The sequence below is a fragment of the Stenotrophomonas sp. LARHCG68 genome (genome assembly GCF_052871705.1).
In genome coordinates this window covers 216025-235307 of the sequence record NZ_JBIXJV010000005.1, presented here as the reverse complement: position 1 = coordinate 235307, position 19283 = coordinate 216025, and the positions used below count along the sequence as shown (strand labels likewise).

Below are 19283 nucleotides of genomic sequence, written 5' to 3'. Positions count from 1 at the left end.
ATCGCGGCCATGAACGACACCCGCAGCCGCCAGGCCGACGCCCTGGTGGAAGGCCTGCAACGCGATGCCGGCGGCAAGCTGACGGTCTTCCTCGGCGCCGCCCCCGGCGTCGGCAAGACCTTCCGCATGCTCACCCGCGCCCAGGAACAACTGCGGCGCGGCGTCGACGTGGCCGTGGGGCTGGTCGAGACGCACGGCCGCGGCGATACCGCCGCGCTGCTGGACGGCCTGCCGATCATTCCGCTGCAACAGGTGGACTACCACGGCCATCGGTTGCAGGAGATGGACCTGGACGCGGTGCTCGCCCGGCACCCGGCGCTGGTGCTGGTCGACGAGCTGGCCCACCGCAACGCGCCCGGCAGCCGCCACGAGCGGCGCTGGCAGGATGTGATGGAGCTGCTCGATGCCGGCATCGACGTCTGGACCACCCTCAACATCCAGCACCTGGAAAGCCTCAACGACGTGGTGATGCGCATCACCGGCGTGCGCGTCAGCGAAACCGTGCCCGACGGGGTGTTCGACCGCCTGCACGACATCGTGCTGGTCGACCTGCCGCCGCGCGAGCTGATCGAGCGCCTGCAGCAGGGCAAGGTCTACGTGCCCGAACAGGCCGCGCAGGCACTGCAGGCGTTCTTCTCGCCGGCCAACCTCACCGCGCTGCGCGAACTGGCGATGCAGGAGGCCGCCGACCGCGTGGACAGCAGCCTGCGCGAGACCCGCGCCGCGCGTGGCGAAGGCAACCTGCCGCTGCGGCGGCGGGTGCTGGTGGCCATCGATGGCAGCGGCCAGAGTGAGTACCTGGTACGCGTGGCGCGGCGCATCGCCGAGCGCCGCGACGCGCCGTGGACGGTGGTGACCGTGCAGCATCGCCGCCAGGATGAGGCAACGCGCCGCGAGATCGACGCCGCCTTCGCGCTGGCCCGCCGCCTCGGCGGTGAAGCCGAACTGCTGCACGGGCCCGGCATCGCCGATGCCCTGCTCGACCATGCCGGGCACAACGCGGTGTCCTCGCTGGTGCTGGGCCGCACCCGCGAACGACCGCTGGCGCGGCTGTTCAACCAGACCCTGACCCAACAGCTGATCCAACGCGGCGCGCATTACGAGATCACCATCATCAGCACCCCGCAGGCCCGCGCCCGTGCACGCCGGGTGGGGCTGTCGCTGGATACCGGAAGCTGGGCCAAGGACGCCGGGCTGGCGGTGCTCGCCACTGCCGTGGCCTGCATCGCGGCGTGGCTGGGCGAACGCTGGATCGGCCTGAGCGACCTGGCGATGGTGTTCATCGTCGCGGTGGTGCTGGTCGCCGCACGCACGCGCATGAGCGCGGCGGTGCTGGCAGCGACGCTGTGCTTCCTGGCCTACAACTTCTTCTTCATCGCCCCGCGCTTCACCTTCGCCATCAGTGCACGCCAGGGCGTGATCACCGTGTTCCTGTTCCTGGCCGCGGCGCTGGTCGCCGGCCGCCTGGCCTCGCGGCTGCGCATGCAGGTGGTGGCACTGCGCGCGGCCAACCGCCACGCCACGCTGCGCCAGGCGCTGGGCCGGCAGCTGGCCGGTGCCGCCGACAACGCGCAGGTCGCGCATGCCGGGCGCGCTGCGCTGGAACAGGCACTGGATGCGCCGGCCTGGGTGCGGTTGGCTGGCGATACCAGCACCAGCGGCAGCGCCGCGCCCGGCGACACCGACCTGGCCGCGGCCGACTGGGCGCTGCGGCATGGCCAGCCGGCCGGCCGCTACACCGACACGCTGGCCGGCGCCGACTGGTGGTTCCTGCCGCTGCTCGACGGCGAAGGCCGGGCCATCGGCGTGGCCGGCCTGCAGTTCGGCCGGCAGCACCCACGCCTGGCACCGGAACAACGGCAGCTGGCCGAGGCCATGGCCGACGACATCGCCCAGGCCGCGCTGCGCACCCAACTGGTCACCGAGCTGGAAACCGCCCACCTGCACAACGAGACCGAACGCCTGCGCTCGGCGCTGCTGTCCTCGGTGTCGCACGACCTGCGCTCGCCGCTGGCGGCCATGATCGGTTCGGCCGACAGCCTGTCCAACTACGCCGAGGCCATGGATGCGGTCGATCGCCGTGCGCTGCTCGACACCATCGTGGTCGAGGGCGAGCGCCTGGACCGCTACATCCAGAACCTGCTGGACATGACCCGGCTCGGCCACGACGGGCTGAAGCTCAACCGCGACTGGATCGGCGTGGACGAACTGATCGGCTCGGCGGCGCGGCGCCTGCAGCGCTACCAGCCCGAGGTGCGGCTCAGCCTGGATATCCCGGCCGACCTTGCACCGATCTGGGTACATCCGGCGCTGGTCGAGCAGGCGGTGTTCAACGTGATGGAGAACGCCGCCAAGTTCTCCCCGCCCGGCGTTCCCGTGCAGGTGCGTGCACGCCAGCAGGACAGCACGCTGCGCATCGAGGTGATCGACGAAGGCCCGGGCATCCCCGATGCCGAGCGCACGCGCATCTTCGACATGTTCTACAGCGTGGAACGCGGTGACCGCGGCCGCCAGGGCACCGGCCTGGGCCTGACCATCTGCCAGGGCATGATCGGCGCGCATGGCGGCCACGTCGAGGCGCTGCCGGGGCGCGACGGACGCGGTACGCTGGTGCGCATGACCCTGCCCCTGCTCACCCCGCGACCGGACCCCGCGCCCGACAATGGCTGAAGCTTCCGCCATTCCGCCGGCACGCGTGCTGGTGATCGACGATGAAGTGCAGATCCGCCGCTTCCTCGACATCTCGCTGCGCGCCCAGGGCTACGCGGTCAGCCAGGCCGCCACCGGCAGCGAGGGCCTGCAGCAGCTGACCAACGAAGGTGCCGACCTGGTGGTACTGGATATCGGCCTGCCGGACATGGAAGGCCACGACGTGCTGGCCGAACTGCGGCAGTGGAGCCAGGTGCCGGTGATCATGCTCAGCGTGCGCGCCGGCGAGGCCGAGAAGGTACGGGCGCTGGACAACGGTGCCAACGACTACGTCACCAAGCCGTTCGGCACGCAGGAGCTGATGGCGCGCGTGCGCGCCCTGCTGCGCAGCCGCAGCACCGACAGCGAAGGCCAGGTACCGGTGTTCGACGATGGTCACCTGCACATCGACCTGGCGCGCCGCGAGGTGCGCATCGACGGTGAGGCGGTGGCGTTGACGCGCAAGGAGTACGCACTGCTGGCGCTGCTGTTGCGCAACAGCGGGCGGGTGGTGACGCAGCCGCAGATCCTGCAGGAAATCTGGGGCCCGACCCACAAGCACGACACGCATTACCTGCGCATCCTGGTCGGCCGCCTGCGCCACAAGCTGGGTGACTCGGCGCTGCAGTCGCGTTACCTGTTCACCGAACCAGGCGTGGGCCTGCGCTTCGGCGGCGCGTGAGCCGCCGCCGGCAGGAGCGCCTTCGGGCGCGAAGCTGGCCATCTCGCCGATGACGCAGCATTTCGTGGGTGCGGAGGGCATCGGCTTCGCGCCCCAGGGCGCTCCTGCAAACGCGAAGGCCGCCCGCACAGCGCGCGGACGGCCTTCGTGGCGACACACCTGGCCGGTCAGAAGCCCAGTTCGGTGCCTTCCGGCAGGATCTGCTGCAACTGCGTGCGGAACACGCCCTTGATCCGCTCCAGCGCCGCCTCGCTGTCGCCTTCGAAGCGCAGCACCAGCACCGGCGTGGTGTTGGAAGCACGCACCAGGCCCCAGCCATCGTTGAAGTCGGCTCGCAGGCCGTCGATGGTGGACAACCGCGCACCGGCGAACGGGGATTCCTCCAGCTGCGCGGCAGCGACGAACAGCGCCACCTGCGCATGCTGGGTGCCCTCTTCCACCGGTACCTTCAGCTCCGGGGTGGAGATCGCATCCGGCAGCTCGGCGAACACCTCCTCCGGCGATTCCTCGCGCTGGGCCAGGATCTCCAGCAGGCGCGCGGCCGAGTACAGGCCGTCATCAAAACCGTACCAGCGCTCCTTGAAGAAGAAGTGGCCGCTCATCTCGCCGGCCAGCTCGGCATCAGTCTCGCGCATCTTCGCCTTCATCAGCGAATGCCCGGTCTTCCACATCATCGGGCTGCCGCCGTTGCGCAGGATGCAGTCGGCCAGCTTGCCGGTGCACTTGACGTCGTACAGCACCATCGCGCCGGGGTTGCGCATCAGCACGTCGGCGGCGAACAGCATCAGCAGGCGGTCGGCGAAGATCACCTTGCCTTCGCGGGTGACCACGCCCAGGCGGTCGCCGTCGCCGTCGAAGGCCACGCCGAGGTCCGCGTCGAAACGCTTGACCATCTGCACCAGGTCCTCGAGGTTGTGCGGGTCGCTCGGATCGGGGTGGTGGTTGGGGAAGGTGCCATCCACGTCGCAGTACAACGGGATGACCTCGGCACCAATGGCCTCCAGCAGCTGCGGGGCGACCGCGCCGGCCACGCCGTTCCCTGCGTCGGCCACCACCTTGAGCGGGCGGTCCAGCTGCACGTCATCGGCGATGCGCTGCACGTAATCGTTGATGACCTCGCGCTCGGACAGGTTGCCCGGCGCATCGGCACGCTTGAGCTGGCCTTCCTGGATGCGCGTGTACAGCGCGGTGATCGCGTCACCGGACAGGGTTTCCCCGCCGATGACGATCTTGAAGCCGTTGTAGTCCGGCGGGTTGTGGCTGCCGGTCACCGCCACGCAGCTGCCCGCGCGCAGGTGGTAGCTGGCGAAGTAGACCACCGGCGTCGGTGCCATGCCGATGTCGATGACATCGCAGCCGGCGCGGCGCAGGCCCTCGATCAGGCCATCGGCCAGCTCCGGCCCGGACAGGCGGCCATCGCGGCCCACCACCACCTCACGCAGGCCCTGGGCCTGCATTTCGCTGCCGATGGCCTGGCCGATCAGGGTGGCGACGTTGCCGGTCAGCTCGGTGCCGACCACGCCACGGATGTCGTAGGCACGGAAGATGCCCGGCACCACCGCCTCGGCGCCCGGTTCCGGACGCGCCGGCGCGTCCTCGCCGGCGGCGCGCGCGGAGGTGGCTGCGGCCACCGGCAGGGGTTCCTGCTCCAGCGCCTGCTGCAGGGTCATCGTGTTGTCGTCGACCACTTCGGTGGTGCGGCGCAGGGCCGGCAGCTTCAGGCGCTTGCGCCCCACCAGCATCAGCACGGCCAGCGCCAGCAGCAGCACCGCCACCACCGCGCAGGCGACCATGCCCAGCCCCATCGGGCCTTCACCGATGTCCGGCAGTTCGGCCACCACGCGCAGGCCGGTCTCGCCCACCGGGCGGGCCAGTGCATCGGCACCACCACCCAGCCCGGTGTTGCCCTTGGCGACGATGGTGAAGCCGCCCTGGCGCAGGCCAAGGAAGGCACTGCCCGGCGCGTCGATCGTGTCGAAGACCGAGGTCAGGCGGTTCAACGGCTGGCGGATGTACACCACCGCTTCGCGCTCGCCCAGCCGCACGGGTGCGGCCAGGCCCAACCGCGGCGCACCGCCGTCGCGCACCACGCGCGCCACCGGCTTGCCTTCGGCCAGGGCCAGTTCCAGCAGCGACAGCCGTGCATAGCCGAAGGCGGCCGGATCGGCGTAGGCCTCCATCAGGGTCGAATCCAGCACCACGGCGTCTTCGACGCCGTTCCACTTGTCGCGGATGGCCAGCGCGCTGGCCTGGGCGTCGCCGCCGGCCAGGGCAGCCTTCACCGGTTCCAGCTGCAGCTGGCTGGCGAACTGCCGGGTCTGCCCGTCCAGCGCCTTCTGTACGCCCGCCACCGCCTGGTCACGCGACTGCTCCAGCGCCGTGCCGGTATCGGATTGCAGCCACTGGTTCACCGCGCTCCAGCCGAACAGGCCGGCCAACAGCAGCACCAGCACCGCAAGCAGCGGTGTTGAACGGCCCAGCGCGATGCGCGGGCGCCCTTCTTTCCCTTGGCTCATCGTGTTTTCCCCTGTCAGCGCACCCCGGTGTGGCCGAATCCACCCGCTCCACGTGCGCTGTCGATGAAAGTATCCACTACCTGCAGGCTCACGCGTGCAATCGGCATCACCACCAGCTGCGCGATACGGTCGCCGGGCTCGATGGTGAAGGCTTCGCGGCCGCGGTTCCACACGCTGATCAGCAGCGGGCCCTGGTAGTCGGCATCGATCAGCCCGGTACCGTTGCCCAGCACGATGCCGTGGCGGTGGCCCAGCCCGGAGCGCGGCAGCACCACCGCGCACAGGCCCGGGTCGGCGATGTGGATGGCGATGCCGCTGGGCAGCAGCGCCGCGTCACCCGGTGCCAGCGCCAGCGGCGCCTCGATGGCCGCGCGCAGGTCCATGCCGGCGCTGGCTTCGGTGGCGTAGGCCGGCAATGGCCATGCATCGCCGAAACGGGGGTCCAGCAGCTTTACCTGCAGGGGCTGCAATGCGTTGGGGTTGCTCATGCGTCCAGTCTCTCCGCGATCAGGTCCAGCAGTTGTTCTGCCAGTTGGGTCTTGGCGGTGCCGGGGAACTCGCGCTGGCCACCGTTCCAGTAGGCGGTGGCCGCGTTCTGGTCACTTTCGAAGCCACCGCCGGCGACGCCGACCTGGTTGGCGATGATCAGGTCCAGGTGCTTGTCGGCCAGCTTGCCACGGGCGTACTTCTCCACGTCGTGGGTTTCGGCGGCAAACCCGACCACCAGCTTCAGCGCCTGCTCCTGCGCGGCCACTTCGGCCAGGATGTCGGCGGTGCGGACCAGCTCCAGCACCAGGGTCTGGCTGCCGGCGGTCTTCTTCAGTTTCTGCGGCGACACCTGGCGCGGGGTGTAGTCGGCCACCGCGGCGGCGCCGATGTAGATATCCGCCGGCAACGCCGACAGCACCGCCTCGCGCATCTGCGCGGCCGAACGCACGTCGATGCGCTCCACGCCGGCCGGCGTGGGCAGCTGCACCGGGCCGCTGACCAGCACCACCTGCGCGCCCTGGCGGGCGGCCGCAGCGGCCAGCGCATAGCCCATCTTGCCGCTGGAGCGGTTGCCGACATAGCGCACCGGGTCCAGGTCTTCATAGGTCGGGCCGGCGCTGATCAGCACCCGGGTCCCGTTCAGGCGGCCGGGCACGGCCGCGGCCGGTGCGGCCAGGTTGGCCGCCAGCGCGCTGACGATGGCCTGCGCCTCGCTCAGGCGGCCCGGTCCGGATTCGCCCTCGGCGAGCGGGCCGTCTTCCGGACCGATCACCTGCACGCCGCGCGCGCGCAGCAGGCTGATGTTGGCCTGCGTGGCCGGGTGCAGCCACATGCGGTGGTTCATCGCCGGGCAGACCGTCAGCGGCGCGGTGGTGGCCAGGCACAGCGTGGTCACCAGGTCATCGGCGTTGCCATGCGCCAGCCGCGCCAGCAGGTCGGCGGTGGCCGGCGCGATCACGATGCGGTCGGCCCAGCGCGCCAGTTCGATATGGCCCATGGCCTGCTCGGCCGCGCTGTCCCACAGCGTGGTGCGGGTGGGATGGCCGGACAACGCCTGGAAACTCAGCGGGGTGACGAACTGCTGCGCCCCGGCGGTCATGGCCACCTGCACCGTGGCCCCGGCGTCACGCAGGCGGCGCACCAGTTCCAATGATTTGTAGGCGGCGATGCCGCCACCGACGCACAACAGCAGCTTCTGTCCTTCCAGCGGCCGCAAGGACGCCGGGGTACTCGGGGAAACGCTGGTCACGAGTGGAAATTCCTAGCTGCACAAGAACGATTAGCTTAACCGAAGGGTATCTCCGGGCCGATCCACCTTTTGCTCATCAACACCCAACCTGCCGGCATGCACATTCGTGACTGGCCACGCGCCGAACGCCCCCGCGAGAAGCTGCTGGCACGCGGTGCCGGCGCGTTGTCCGATGCCGAACTGCTGGCCATTTTCCTGGGCTCCGGGTTGCCTGGCCGTGATGCGGTGCAGACCGCGCGTGAACTGCTGCAGGCGCAAGGCTCGCTGCGGGCCCTGCTGGACCGTGAACCGGCCGCGCTGGCACGCCTGCGCGGGCTCGGCCCGGCCCGCGCCTGCAAGCTGAATGCCGCGCTGGAACTGGGCCGCCGCCACCTGGCCACGGCGCTGGAGCGCGGCACGCTGCTGAGCGACCCCGACGCGGCCGGCCGCTACTTCGCCCAGCGCCTGCGCCACCATACGCAGGAGGTGTTTGCCGCATTGTTCCTGGACACCCGGCACCGGGCGCTGGCCTTCGAGGAGCTGTTCAGCGGCACCCTCGACAGCGCCCAGGTCCATCCGCGCGAGCTGGTCCGGCGGGCCCTGGCCCACAACGCCGCGGCGGTGATCGTCGGCCACAACCACCCCTCCGGCGACCCCGAGCCCTCGGCGGCCGACCGCGCCCTCACCCGGTGCCTGCGACAGGCGCTGGCGCTGGTGGAGGTGCGCCTGCTGGACCATTTCGTGGTCGGTGACGGCCCGCCGGTGTCATTGGCCGCGCGTGGCTGGGTGTGAAGCCCGTCAACGCGGTTTTGACAATCCTGACCCCCACCTGCGGCGATCCGGGGGCGGTTGACCCACAGGTCGGGTAAAATGGGCAGTTCCGCGCTTCAAGCAGATAGTCCACGTGAAACCCCAACTCCGCGCCCTCATCGGCCAAGGCATCGAAGCCTTGCGCGCCAACGGCACCTTGCCTGCCGACACCCTGCCGCCGGAATTCGTGGTCGAGCGACCCAAGACCCGCGAACACGGCGACTTCGCCACCAATGCCGCGATGCTGCTGGCCAAGGCCGCGCGCAGCAACCCGCGCGCACTGGCCCAGGCGCTGGTCGAGGCCATGCCCGCCAGCGATGACATCGCCAAGGTCGAGATCGCCGGCCCGGGCTTCATCAACTTCAAGCTCGCGCCGGTGGCCTACCAGCGCGAAGTGGTCAGCGTGCTCAAGGAAGGCGCCGACTACGGCCGCAACCTGAGCGGCAACGGCCGCTCGGTCGGCGTGGAATACGTCTCGGCCAACCCGACCGGCCCGCTGCACGTCGGCCACGGCCGCGCCGGCGCGATCGGCGACTGTATCGCCCGCGTGCTGGAAGCCAACGGCTGGAACGCCAAGCGCGAGTTCTACTACAACGACGCCGGCGTGCAGATCGAGAACCTCGCCAAATCGGTGCAGGCGCGCGCGCGCGGCTTCAAGCCTGGCGACGCACAGTGGCCGGCCGACGCCTACAACGGCGACTACATCGGTGACGTGGCCAAGGCCTACCTGCTCGGCCAGACGGTCGAGCTGGAAGGCAGCCAGGTGGTCGGCACCAAGGATGCCGAGGACATCGAGTCCATCCGCCGCTTCGCCGTGGCCTACCTGCGCAACGAGCAGAACCTGGACCTGGCCGCGTTCGGGGTGGATTTCGACATCTACTTCCTGGAAAGCTCGCTGTACAAGGACGGCAAGGTCGCCGAGACCGTCAACCAGCTGATCAGCTCGGGCCACACCTACGAGGAAGGCGGCGCGCTGTGGCTGCGCTCCACCGATTTCGGTGACGACAAGGACCGCGTGATGCGCAAGTCCGACGGCACCTTCACCTACTTCCTGCCGGACGTGGCCTACCACCTGAGCAAGTGGCAGCGCGGCTACGAGCGCGCCATCACCGAGCTGGGCGCCGACCACCACGGCTCGCTGGCGCGCGTGCGCGCCGGCCTGCAGGCGCTGGACCTGGGCATCCCCCAGGGCTGGCCGGAGTACGTGCTGCACCAGATGGTCACGGTGATGCGCGGCGGCGAGGAAGTGAAGCTGTCCAAGCGTGCCGGCAGCTACCTGACGCTGCGCGACCTGATCGAGGAAGTGGGCAGCGACGCGGTGCGCTGGTTCCTGATCGCGCGCAAGCCGGATTCGCAGCTGACCTTCGACATCGACCTGGCCCGCCAGCAGAGCAACGACAACCCGGTGTTCTACGTGCAGTACGCGCATGCCCGGGTCTGCTCGCTGCTGCGTCAGGCCCAGGAGAAGGGCCTGGACTACAAGCAGGCCGACGGCCTGGCCGCGCTGTCGCTGCTCGGCGACGAGCTGTCGCTGGAACTGATGAACGAAATCTCGCGTTACCCGGAGGTGGTGGAAGCCGCCGGCGCCGCGCTGGAACCGCATCAGGTCGCGCAGTACCTGCGTGAATTGGCGCACGCTTTCCACACGTGGTATCACGGGACGCCGGTGCTGGTGGACGACGGGGCCTCGCGCAACGCCAAGCTGACGCTGGCCTGCGCGGCCCGTCAGGTGCTGGCCAATGGTCTGGGCATCCTGGGCGTGAGCGCCCCGGAAAAGATGTAAGTCAAGGAGACGCAGTAGAAATGGCAGCACGACGCGGCAAGACACAGGCACGACGCAACAGCGGCAACGGCACGCCCGGGTGGGTGTGGCTGGTCGCCGGTGCGGCGATCGCTGCCGTGGTGTTCCTGGCGGCCCCGAACCTGTTCAAGAAGGACGGCGACGGTTTCCTGCGGGTAGGCCCGCAACCCAACCCGGACGCGCAGCCGGCGCCGGTCGCCGATGCCGACGTCGATGCGGGCGTGGATGTGCCACGGCCGGCCGCGCAGGCGGCCACCAAGCCGGAAGACAAGCCTGCCACGCAGTACGAGTTCTACAACCTGCTGCCGGGCACCGAAGTGCAGATGTCCGACGCCGAGCTGGCGGCCAGTGCCAAGGCCGAGGAACAGCGCCGTGCCGCGGCTGCGCGTGCCGCCGCAGCGGCCAGCGCCACCCCGCCGACCGAGGCGCAGCGTGCGCAGGCCGCGCTGGAAGGTCGCCCGCTGCCGGCCACCGCCGCCCTACCGGCACCGGTCAGCGAAACGCCGCGCCAGCCGACGCCGGTGGCCGAAGCCACGCCGGCCCGCCCGGCCCAGGTCGCCTCCGCCCAGCCCGCTACCCGGCCGGCCGCGGCAACCCCGGTACCGGCCGCCGCCGCACCTGCGGCAGCCAGCGAGAACGTGCGCTACATCCTGCAGGCCGGCGCGTTCGGCGCTTCCGGCGAGGCCGAAGCCACCAAGGCCAAGCTGGCGATGATGGGCCTGGCCGCGCGCGTGGAATCGGCGCAGATCAACGGCAACACCGTGTACCGCGTGCGCATGGGACCGTACGGCACCGCCAGCGAACTGGCCGAGGCCAAGTCCAAGCTCGACGGCAGCGGACTGCAGGCGATGGCGATCAAGGCGCAGTGAAGTCGCCTACGGTGGCTTCACCCCAAAGTTTGTGAAGCAAACTTTGGGCCCCGTGCCCCTCTTCTCCAAATCCCCGCGCCTGTCGGCGCGCCCCCTTTACTCAAGGGGGCTGTTGCGACTGACAGATAACTTGAAGAGCCCTTCGAACATTCAGGCCCTGACATCGCTTTGGTGTTGGGGCTTTTTGTTTGTGCCGTTGTAGCCCGGGTAAGCGGAGCGCACCCGGGGCTTTGAGTGCGCGCCTGCTCGAAATTCAATCTTTATGCGACGTTGATTTACCTGCAAAGAGCACCCCTCCCCAACCCTCCCCAGCACCTGCGGCGCAAGGGAGGGAGCAGAGCGCTGCTTCGCCACGCCGCGGCCCGACAGATCACTCAGTCACCCCCTCCCTTGCGCCGCAGGCGCAGGGGAGGGTTGGGGAGGGGGGCTTTGGCTCTTGGCTCTTGGCTTTAGCCCTTCTCCCGCCTGCGGGAGAAGGGTTGGGATGAGGGGGCGCTTTGGCTTTGGCCCTTTGCTTGAGGCGGCGACCTCCCCACACCCGCACCACCGCAAAGTGCGAAAATCGAAATCCCTGCCCCAAGGATTCCGCAATGTCCAAGACTGCATTGATCACCGGTGCCACTTCCGGCTTCGGCGCCGCCACCGCACGTCGCTTCGCATCGGCCGGCTGGAAGGTGATCGTCACCGGTCGCCGTGCCGAGCGCCTGCAGCCGCTGGTCGACGAATTCGGTTCCGGCACCGTGCATGCGGCGGTGTTCGACATCCGCGACAGCGCGGCCATGCAGGCGGCGCTGGCGGCATTGCCGGCCGGCTTCCGTGACATCGACCTGCTGGTCAACAACGCCGGCCTCGCCCAGGGCACCGCCGCGGCCCAGCACGCCAGCCTGGACGACTGGCGCACCATGATCGACACCAACATCACCGCGCTGGTCACGCTGACCCATGCGCTGCTGCCGAAGTTGATCGAACGCCGTGGCGCGATCATCAACATCAGTTCCACCGCCGCCATCTACCCGTACCCGGGCGGCAATGCCTACGGCGGCACCAAGGCCTTCGTGAGCCAGTTCTCGCTGGGCCTGCGCTCGGACCTGCACGGCACCGGCGTGCGCGTGACCGCGATCGAACCGGGCATGGCCGAAACCGAATTCACGCTGGTGCGCACGCACGGCAACCAGGCCGCGTCGGACCAGTTGTACAAGGGGGCCGACCCGATGACGGCTGCCGACATCGCCGAGCAGATCTTCTGGGTGGCCACGCTGCCGCCGCACCTGAACATCAACCGCCTGGAACTGATGCCGGTCAGCCAGTCGTTCGCTGGCTTCCAGGTCGCGCGACAGGCCTGACCACCACAGCGGCGGTCGTGCGGACCACGCATCCACAGACAAGGAGACGCAGCGAGATGGAACGCCCCGGACATGCCGTCGCGGCACTGGCCCTGACCGCCGCATTCACCGCCATGCCGGCCGCGGCCAGCAACACCTGTGCCGCGACCGAAACACCGCTGTTCACCTGCAACACCACCAACGGCAAGCAGGTGCTGCTGTGCGATGCAGGCGATACGCTGCACTACACCTTCGGCAAGCCCGGACGGCCCCCGGAAATGCAGCTGAAGGTGCGCCGCGAAGAGGCCTCCACCTGGCAATGGGAAGGCATCGGGCGGGCGATCTCCTATTCGATCAACGTGCCCAACGGCAACACGGTCTATGACGTGTTCTGGAGCGTGGACCGCATGACCGACGAGCACGAAGTGCAGGCCGGCGTGAACGTGGAGGTCAATGGTCGCCACGTCGCCACCGTGCGCTGCAACGCGGACAGCGTTGAACAGGCGATGGAAGGCGTGGACCTCAAGCCGGCCAGCTGACCCCTCAACGGGCCAGCCTGGCCGGCGATGCCTTCCTGCGCCTCAGTACAGCGACGCCTGCACGGTCACGCCCAGCCAGCGCGGAATGCCCGGCTTGTACGAGTTCCAGGTCAGCGGCACGCCGGTGTCCTGGTCGAACAGGTTCCTGGCCACCAGGCTGATCGCGAAGCGGCCATCCTGGCGGCCCAGGCCGATCGAGAAATCGGTGGTGCCCAGCGGATCGGTCCTGGCGTAGCGCGACAGCAGCGTGTCGGTGTAATAGCTGCTCTGGTAGTTGTAGTTGAGGTTGGACTGCAGCGCCCACACCTGCCCCAGCGGGTACGAGAAGTCGGCGAACAGGTTGCCACTGACCTTCGGCGCACCCGGCAGGGTCTTGCCGCTGGCGTCGTAGTACGGGCCGGCCGGATTGCCGCCACCCAGCTCGGCCGGGTTCGGCGCGCGCGGGAACGAGCGGTAGGTCGCGTCGGTGTATGCACCGGAGAAGCGCAGCGTGGTGTACGGGATGCCGAAGTAGGCCACGTCCAGTTCCAGGCCGCGGGTGCGCACCTTGGGCACGTTGCCGAGCGCGGCCACGTAGGCCGACTTGCCGTCGTTGTTCAGCGCGGTCTGCACCTCGTCGTAGACGAAGGTGTTCTGGATGTAGTCGTTGATGTCCTGCAGGAACACGGTGCCGGCCAGCGAGAGCTTGTCATCGAGCAGCAGCGACTTGAAGCCCAGCTCCCAGGCATGCGTGGACTCGGCCTTGGCCGGCACCGACTTCCCGCCCAGCGCGGTGGCGCCAACGATCTGGGTGATGCCCGGCTTTTCGCCATAGCGGTACGAGCCGTACACGGTCAACGCGTCGTTGATGCGGTAATTCGCACCGAGCACGCCGCTGAACAGCGTCTCCTGGTACTCCGGCGCGGCAACCTCCAGGTAGGAGCTGCCGATGCGGCCGGCGCGGATCGCCTTGGCTGCGGCCACCTGCTGGCGTTGCCTGGTGCTCAGCGCGCCGTAGGTGGCCACGCCGAAGTACTTCTGTGCGACCAGGTCGGCCAGCGCCAGCTGCGCCGCGTTGTTGCCCGCGGCGAGGTTGCCGGATGCATCGTTGGCAAAGCCGTTGTAGGTGACGTTGTTGACCTTGGCCGGATTCAGCTCCCCGGCAAAGCCGTCGGCCAGGATCGCGCTGCCGGCGCGGGTGTTGCGGGTCTCGCGGCTGACACGCAGGCCCGCGTTGACGCTGAAATCGTCGCTGACCTCCCACTTGAGGTTGGAGTACGCCGCCAGCGTCTTGTTGTCGTAACGCTCCTTGCGCTGGGTGACCAACCCATAGGTGGAGTTGAACAGCAGCAGCCGGCCGGCGGCATCCACCGCATTGGGCAGTGCCGGATTGATCGGATCAAGCACCGCGTACTGCGCGGCGTTGGCGTAGTAGGCGCCACCATCGGTGCCATAACGCTCGGTCTGGCTGTAGTTGGGGAACTTGCCGTGGAAGTAGAAGCCACCGGCACGCAGGCTCAGGCCATCGCTCAACTGCGTGTCCAGGCGCAGTTCCTGGCTGAGCTGCTCGAAACGGGTCTGGGTGCCGCGCGGGGCACGCAACCACTCAAAGCCGGTATGCGAGCCCGCCCCCTGCGAGAAGTCGTAGTCGCGCCAGCCGGTGATCGAGGTCAGCGTAGTGGCGTCACTGAGCGTGTAGGCGACGTTGGCGGTGACGCCCGCGGTCTTGTAGGTGTTCGGGTACTCGCCGATGGTGTTGACGCGCGGGCGGTAGTAGTCATCGATGGTGTAGTTCGGGTTCTGCGCGAACCAGCGGCGCTGCAACTTGCCGAACACGTCCTCGGCGTAGTTCACCTGCCCCGGCTGGCCGGTGACCGGATTGGTCCAGTCGTAGGTGGCTGGCGTCCTGGTGTTGAACCAGAAGCAGTTCTCGCAGATCTCGCGGCCCTTCGGGGTGACATCCACCGACAGGTTCGCTTCCAGGTGGTCGTTCGGCGTGAACAGCAGTTGCGCGCGCACGTTGGTGCGGTCGGTATTGCGCCAGCTGTAGTGCGTGTCGTTGGCGTTGTCGAAGGGACCGTCGGCCGCCTCGCGGTTGACGCTCAGGCGATAGGCCAGCTTCCGGTCGATGAGGGCCCCACCCACCACCGCGGTGGCGATGGTGGTGTTGCGCTCGCCCAGCGTGATCGCCGCGCGCGCCTCCGGGGTGAAGCTCGGTTTCCGGGTGGTGATCTCCACGCGCCCCACGTTGGCCGCGCGACCGCCTTCGGTGCCGTTGGGCCCACGCACCACCTGCACCGACTCGATGTCCAGGTAGTTGCTCAACGCGGAGATCGCATTGATGCCGTGGCCGACACCGTCCACGCTGACGCCGACACTGGGCTCCAGTACACCGGCACCGGCGGCCCAGCCCACGCCACGCACGAAGATCGAGGCGGTGTTCGGGTTCTGCCACGAGGTGCGCACGTTGCCGATGCGATTGACGATGTCGCGGAAGTTGTTGACGTGGAACTTCTCCAGCTCCTCGCCGGTGACCGCCGAGATCGACGCGGCCTGCTGCTTGATCTGCTCGCTCTTGACGATCACCGCATCCAGCAGCGCTGCGTCCCCGACGTCCGATGCTGGTATCGGCTCGACCGATGCCTGCGCCGCGGTATTCGGCGGCGTCGCGGTGCCGGCTTCCGGCGGGAGGCCGGCCGCCTGGCGCAGGCGCGCGATCTCGGCCTTCAACTGCGCGTTCTCACGCTGCAGCTGTTCGGCCGATTGCGCATGGGCCTGCGACGGCGACAGCACACCGGCCAGCGCAGCGACGATCACGCAGGCAAGCACGGAGCGTGCAGGCAGATAACGGCTGTGCCCCGCGATAGCGGGACTGATGGTCTTGCGATGACGCTCGTGCTGGGACTGCATCCGTACACTTCCTCTGATCGGGCTGAGCGACGGATGCTAGGAACTCGTTCACACGCTGAATAATGACCGCATCGCATGAGATCCTGCGCTCGGCGGTATCAGCCAGCAGGAGATGCCGGCGGTAATAACAGCATCGCCATCGGCTATTTCCGCGTATTCATCGCAACGTGGAAAGTCGGCAGTCTTCCGGCCATCCGGCCCGCTGTGGAGTCCTGCCTGTCATGTCCATCGCACGTCCGTTGTTCCTTGCCCTCACCGTGCTGTCCACGACGTTGCTGCTGCCACCGGCATCGGCGGCGCCGTCGAGCACGCCATTGCGCGACTATCTGGTCGAGAAGAAGGCCGCCATCCAGGCGCAATCGGCGCAGGACGGCGTACCGACCGCCATCCATACCAAGGTCACCGCCGAAAGTCGCTCGGGCGTGCGCCGCCTGCGCATCGGCCCGACCGGCACCTTCCAGTACCTGAGCGACAGTGGTCGCGACTATGCCGGCTACAACCTGGGCGCGGGTTCGTGGGATTCGCTGGTGGGCGTGCTGTCCAGCGCCATCGCCGACGAGTACCTGGTGCAGGCCGCGGCGGCGAACATCCCGATCGATGGGCTGGACGTGGTGTTCACCAGCATCCCCAAGCGCAAGAGCGCCAACCTGAGCTACCCGAACAACCTTTCCTACGTGGCCTACATCGACTCGCCGGCCACCGATGCGCAGCTGCAGGCGCTCAAGCGCAGCGTCCACGAGCAATCCTCGGCGATCAACCTGGTGACGCAGGCGCAGCCGATCAGCCGCATCGAGGTCGAGTACATCCAGACCCCGGCCACGCGTGACCCCAGCCTGCCGCCGGGCCTGCGCGATTTCATCACCCAGGAGAAGCGCCCGGCCGTGCTGGCCAAGCAGCGCGAAGCCGCGTCGGGCACGCCGGCCAACCCCGAAACGCTGGTCGCGCGCGCGCACGTCGAGCCACACACCGGCCTGCGCCAGGTGTTCATCGGCAAGGACGGCTACCACCTGCAACTGCACGACAGCGCAACGGGCCTGCTCGGCTATGGACTAGCACCGACCGCCGAGGAACACCTGATCGGCGTCACCACCACCTGCCCCACGCATATCTTTGAAGTACAGGCCGGTGCGCGCAACGTGCTGCTGGATTCGCTGGAAGTCACCGCCGATGCCGAGCTCAGCCCGCGCTTCGGCAAGAACGTGAGCGGCCCGGCGCGCTTCCACAACATCCGCTACACCGCGCGGATCGAGTCACCGGCCTCGGAACAGGAGATCCTGGCACTGCGCGATGCGGTCGAGGAAACCTGCCCGTTGTACAACCTGGTCAAGGATGAGCAGACGCTGGAAGGCAGCATCGTCCACGGCGCCTACAAGGGCGGCTGAGGCCGTACTGCAGGAGCATAGCGATGCAATGCGAACGGCGGCGCAAGCCGCCGTTTTCTTTGGGTCGGATGCCGGAAACGAAAACGCCCCCCTCCCGCACGCGGGAGAGGGGCGCATCCACCACCGGGATCAGCCCAGCGGTTCGTCCGACAGGTAGGTGTAGCCGGTCAGGCCCGCTTCCAGCGCGGCATCCAGCTCGGCGGCACGCTCGGCCGACAGGTTGGCCGCAGCCACGCGCTGCTTGTAGGCCGCGCGCAGGTCGTCGAGCTTGTAGCCCACGTAGTCCAGCATCACGTCGGTGGTGTCACCGCGACGCTGCTGGGTGATCGAGTAACCATCGGCGTCGGCCACCACTTCCACCGCGTCGGTATCGCCGAACAGGTTGTGGATGTCGCCGAGGATTTCCTGGTAGGCGCCCACCAGGAAAAAGCCGATGCGGTAGCTCTCGCCGTGGCGCACCGCGTGCAGCGGCAGCGAGCTGTCCAGGCTCTCGTTCTCGACGTAGGTCTTGACCATGCCGTCGGAGTCGCAGGTCATGTCGGCGATCACGCCGCGGCGGTCCGGGCGCTCGTTCAGGCGTTCGATCGGCACGATCGGGAACACCTGGTCGATGGCCCAGGCATCGGGGATCGACTCGAACACGCTGAAGTTGACGAAGTACTTGTCGACCAGGCGCTCGTTCAACTCATCCAGCGCCGGGCGGTGGCTCTTCTCGTCGTAGCTCAGGCGCGCACGCACGCCGTGGGCGATCGCGTAGAACAGGTCGTCGATGCGTGCCCGCTGCGGCAGGTCGATCTGGCCCAACGCATAGGCGCTCAGGCCTTCGGCGTGGAAGTGCTGGGCCTCCTGGAACAGCTCCACCGCCGGACGCTGGTCCAGCTCGTCATGGATCTCGCGCAGGTGGCGGACCGCGGCCGGCTCATCGTCGTGCGCCTCGGGGATGCGGCCTTCGGCGGCCTGCTCCACTTCGGACACGTTGGCGATCAGCACCGCGTGGTGGGCGGTCATCGCGCGGCCGCACTCGGTGATGATGCGCGGCGGGGTCAGCGCGTGTTCCTCGCAGGCCTCGGCCAGCGGCTGCACGATGTTGCTGGCGTAGGCGTTCAGGCCGTAGTTGATCGAGCAGTAGCTGCGCGAGCGGGTGCCTTCGTAGTCGATGCCCAGGCCACCGCCGACGTCGACGTGGCTGATCTTCGCGCCCAGGCGCGAGAGCTCGACGAAGTAGCGGGTGGCCTCGCGCATGCCGTTGGCGATGTCGCGCACGTTGCTGATCTGGCTGCCCATGTGGAAATGCAGCAGGTTCAGGCAATCGGCGTACTCGGTGTCACGCAGCGACTTCCACAGGTCCAGCAGCTGCCGCGGCGACAGCCCGAACTTGGCCTTGTCGCCGCCGCTGTTCTGCCACTTGCCGGCGCCCAGCGAGGCCAGGCGCATGCGCACGCCCAGGCCCGGCTTCACGTCCAGTGCCTTGGATTCCTCCAGCACCAGCTTCAGCTCGGAGGGCTTCTCGATGACGATGTAGGTCTGCAGGCCGAGCTTGCGGCCGATCAGCGCCAGGCGGATGTATTCACGGTCCTTGTAGCCGTTGCAGACGATCAGCCCGCCCGGCCGGCTCAGCGCCAGCACCGCCATCAGTTCCGGCTTGGAGCCGGCTTCCAGACCGAAGCCCTCGCCGTGGTGGCTGGCCAGGGTGCCGGCCACGCCACGGTGCTGGTTGACCTTGATCGGGTACACCGCGGTATAGCCGCCGGCGTAGTCCCAGTCCGCCTGGGCCTGGGCGAAGGCCGCCTGCAGCTTGCCCAGGCGCTCGCCCAGGATGTCCGGGAAGCGCACCAGCAGCGGCAACTTGGCGCCTGCGGCACGGGCCGAATCGACGATCTGCGGCAGGGAAACGGTGACGCCCGCGCTACCGGCGGGGCGGACCACGACATGCCCTGCGGCATCGACGTCAAAATAACCATCGGACCAGTGCGGGATCGAATAGGTCTTGCGGGCCTGTTCGAGGGACCAATCGCTCATCGGCGTAGCAACTCTCGGCTGTGGATAAATAAGGACGCGCATTCTAACG

General features: G+C 68.5%; 13 protein-coding genes. 8 read left to right on the top strand and 5 right to left on the bottom strand.

Going from position 1 to position 19283, the window contains the following annotated elements:
• Positions 1-9: 9 nt before the first annotated feature.
• Positions 10-2670 carry an ATP-binding protein gene (locus ACIPR8_RS16425; RefSeq protein ID WP_446541704.1) on the top strand — a complete coding sequence of 887 codons (2661 nt, stop codon included), beginning with the start codon at positions 10-12 and terminating at the stop codon, positions 2668-2670.
• Positions 2663-3370, top strand: coding sequence for a response regulator transcription factor (locus tag ACIPR8_RS16420; RefSeq protein ID WP_446541703.1), 708 nt, complete (start codon positions 2663-2665; stop codon positions 3368-3370). The genes ACIPR8_RS16425 and ACIPR8_RS16420 overlap by 8 nt, the downstream gene beginning before the upstream one ends.
• A 167-nt stretch (positions 3371-3537) precedes the next feature.
• On the opposite strand, the gene ACIPR8_RS16415 is transcribed toward ACIPR8_RS16420, so the two are convergent.
• Genes ACIPR8_RS16415 through coaBC form a run of 3 tightly spaced genes read right to left on the bottom strand, consistent with a single transcriptional unit; the run spans position 3538 to position 7624 of the window.
• The gene (locus tag ACIPR8_RS16415) at positions 3538-5886 is read right to left on the bottom strand and encodes a phosphomannomutase/phosphoglucomutase (RefSeq protein ID WP_313255219.1); all 2349 of its coding nucleotides are present in this window, start codon (positions 5884-5886) and stop codon (positions 3538-3540) included.
• A gap of 14 nt (positions 5887-5900) precedes the next feature.
• A complete protein-coding gene (gene dut / locus ACIPR8_RS16410) occupies positions 5901-6374 on the bottom strand; it encodes a dUTP diphosphatase (RefSeq protein ID WP_132862611.1) in 474 nt (157 codons plus the stop codon).
• Entirely contained in the window at positions 6371-7624 is a 1254-nt protein-coding gene (gene coaBC, locus ACIPR8_RS16405) for a bifunctional phosphopantothenoylcysteine decarboxylase/phosphopantothenate--cysteine ligase CoaBC (RefSeq protein ID WP_192288220.1), read from the bottom strand. Before coaBC ends, dut begins: the two co-directional genes overlap by 4 nt.
• A 96-nt stretch (positions 7625-7720) precedes the next feature.
• On the opposite strand from coaBC, the gene radC reads away from it, so the two are divergent.
• From radC to ACIPR8_RS16380, 5 genes are all read left to right on the top strand, one after another.
• A complete protein-coding gene (gene radC / locus ACIPR8_RS16400; RefSeq protein WP_323438243.1) occupies positions 7721-8395 on the top strand; it encodes a RadC family protein in 675 nt (224 codons plus the stop codon).
• A gap of 112 nt (positions 8396-8507) precedes the next feature.
• Positions 8508-10196, top strand: coding sequence for an arginine--tRNA ligase (gene argS / locus ACIPR8_RS16395; RefSeq protein ID WP_192288222.1), 1689 nt, complete (start codon positions 8508-8510; stop codon positions 10194-10196).
• Between the two features lie 20 nt (positions 10197-10216).
• Positions 10217-11083 carry an SPOR domain-containing protein gene (locus ACIPR8_RS16390; RefSeq protein ID WP_446541702.1) on the top strand — a complete coding sequence of 289 codons (867 nt, stop codon included), beginning with the start codon at positions 10217-10219 and terminating at the stop codon, positions 11081-11083.
• A gap of 590 nt (positions 11084-11673) precedes the next feature.
• Positions 11674-12426, top strand: coding sequence for an SDR family NAD(P)-dependent oxidoreductase (locus ACIPR8_RS16385; protein WP_446541701.1), 753 nt, complete (start codon positions 11674-11676; stop codon positions 12424-12426).
• Between the two features lie 56 nt (positions 12427-12482).
• A complete protein-coding gene (locus tag ACIPR8_RS16380; protein ID WP_446541700.1) occupies positions 12483-12944 on the top strand; it encodes a hypothetical protein in 462 nt (153 codons plus the stop codon).
• Between the two features lie 42 nt (positions 12945-12986).
• Here ACIPR8_RS16380 and ACIPR8_RS16375 read toward each other — a convergent pair whose 3' ends face one another.
• Complete coding sequence (locus tag ACIPR8_RS16375; protein WP_446541699.1) at positions 12987-15833, bottom strand: TonB-dependent receptor domain-containing protein; 2847 nt, start codon at positions 15831-15833, stop codon at positions 12987-12989.
• A gap of 221 nt (positions 15834-16054) precedes the next feature.
• Here ACIPR8_RS16375 and ACIPR8_RS16370 point away from each other — a divergent pair, with 221 nt between their 5' ends.
• Positions 16055-17215 (top strand): OsmC family protein, encoded by a 1161-nt coding sequence (locus ACIPR8_RS16370; RefSeq protein ID WP_446541698.1) that lies wholly within the window; start codon positions 16055-16057, stop codon positions 17213-17215.
• Positions 17216-17344: 129 nt separating this feature from the next.
• Here the strand turns inward: ACIPR8_RS16370 and speA are convergent, their stop codons facing one another.
• Positions 17345-19234, bottom strand: coding sequence for an arginine decarboxylase (speA, locus tag ACIPR8_RS16365; protein WP_446541697.1), 1890 nt, complete (start codon positions 19232-19234; stop codon positions 17345-17347).
• Positions 19235-19283 lie beyond the last annotated feature (49 nt).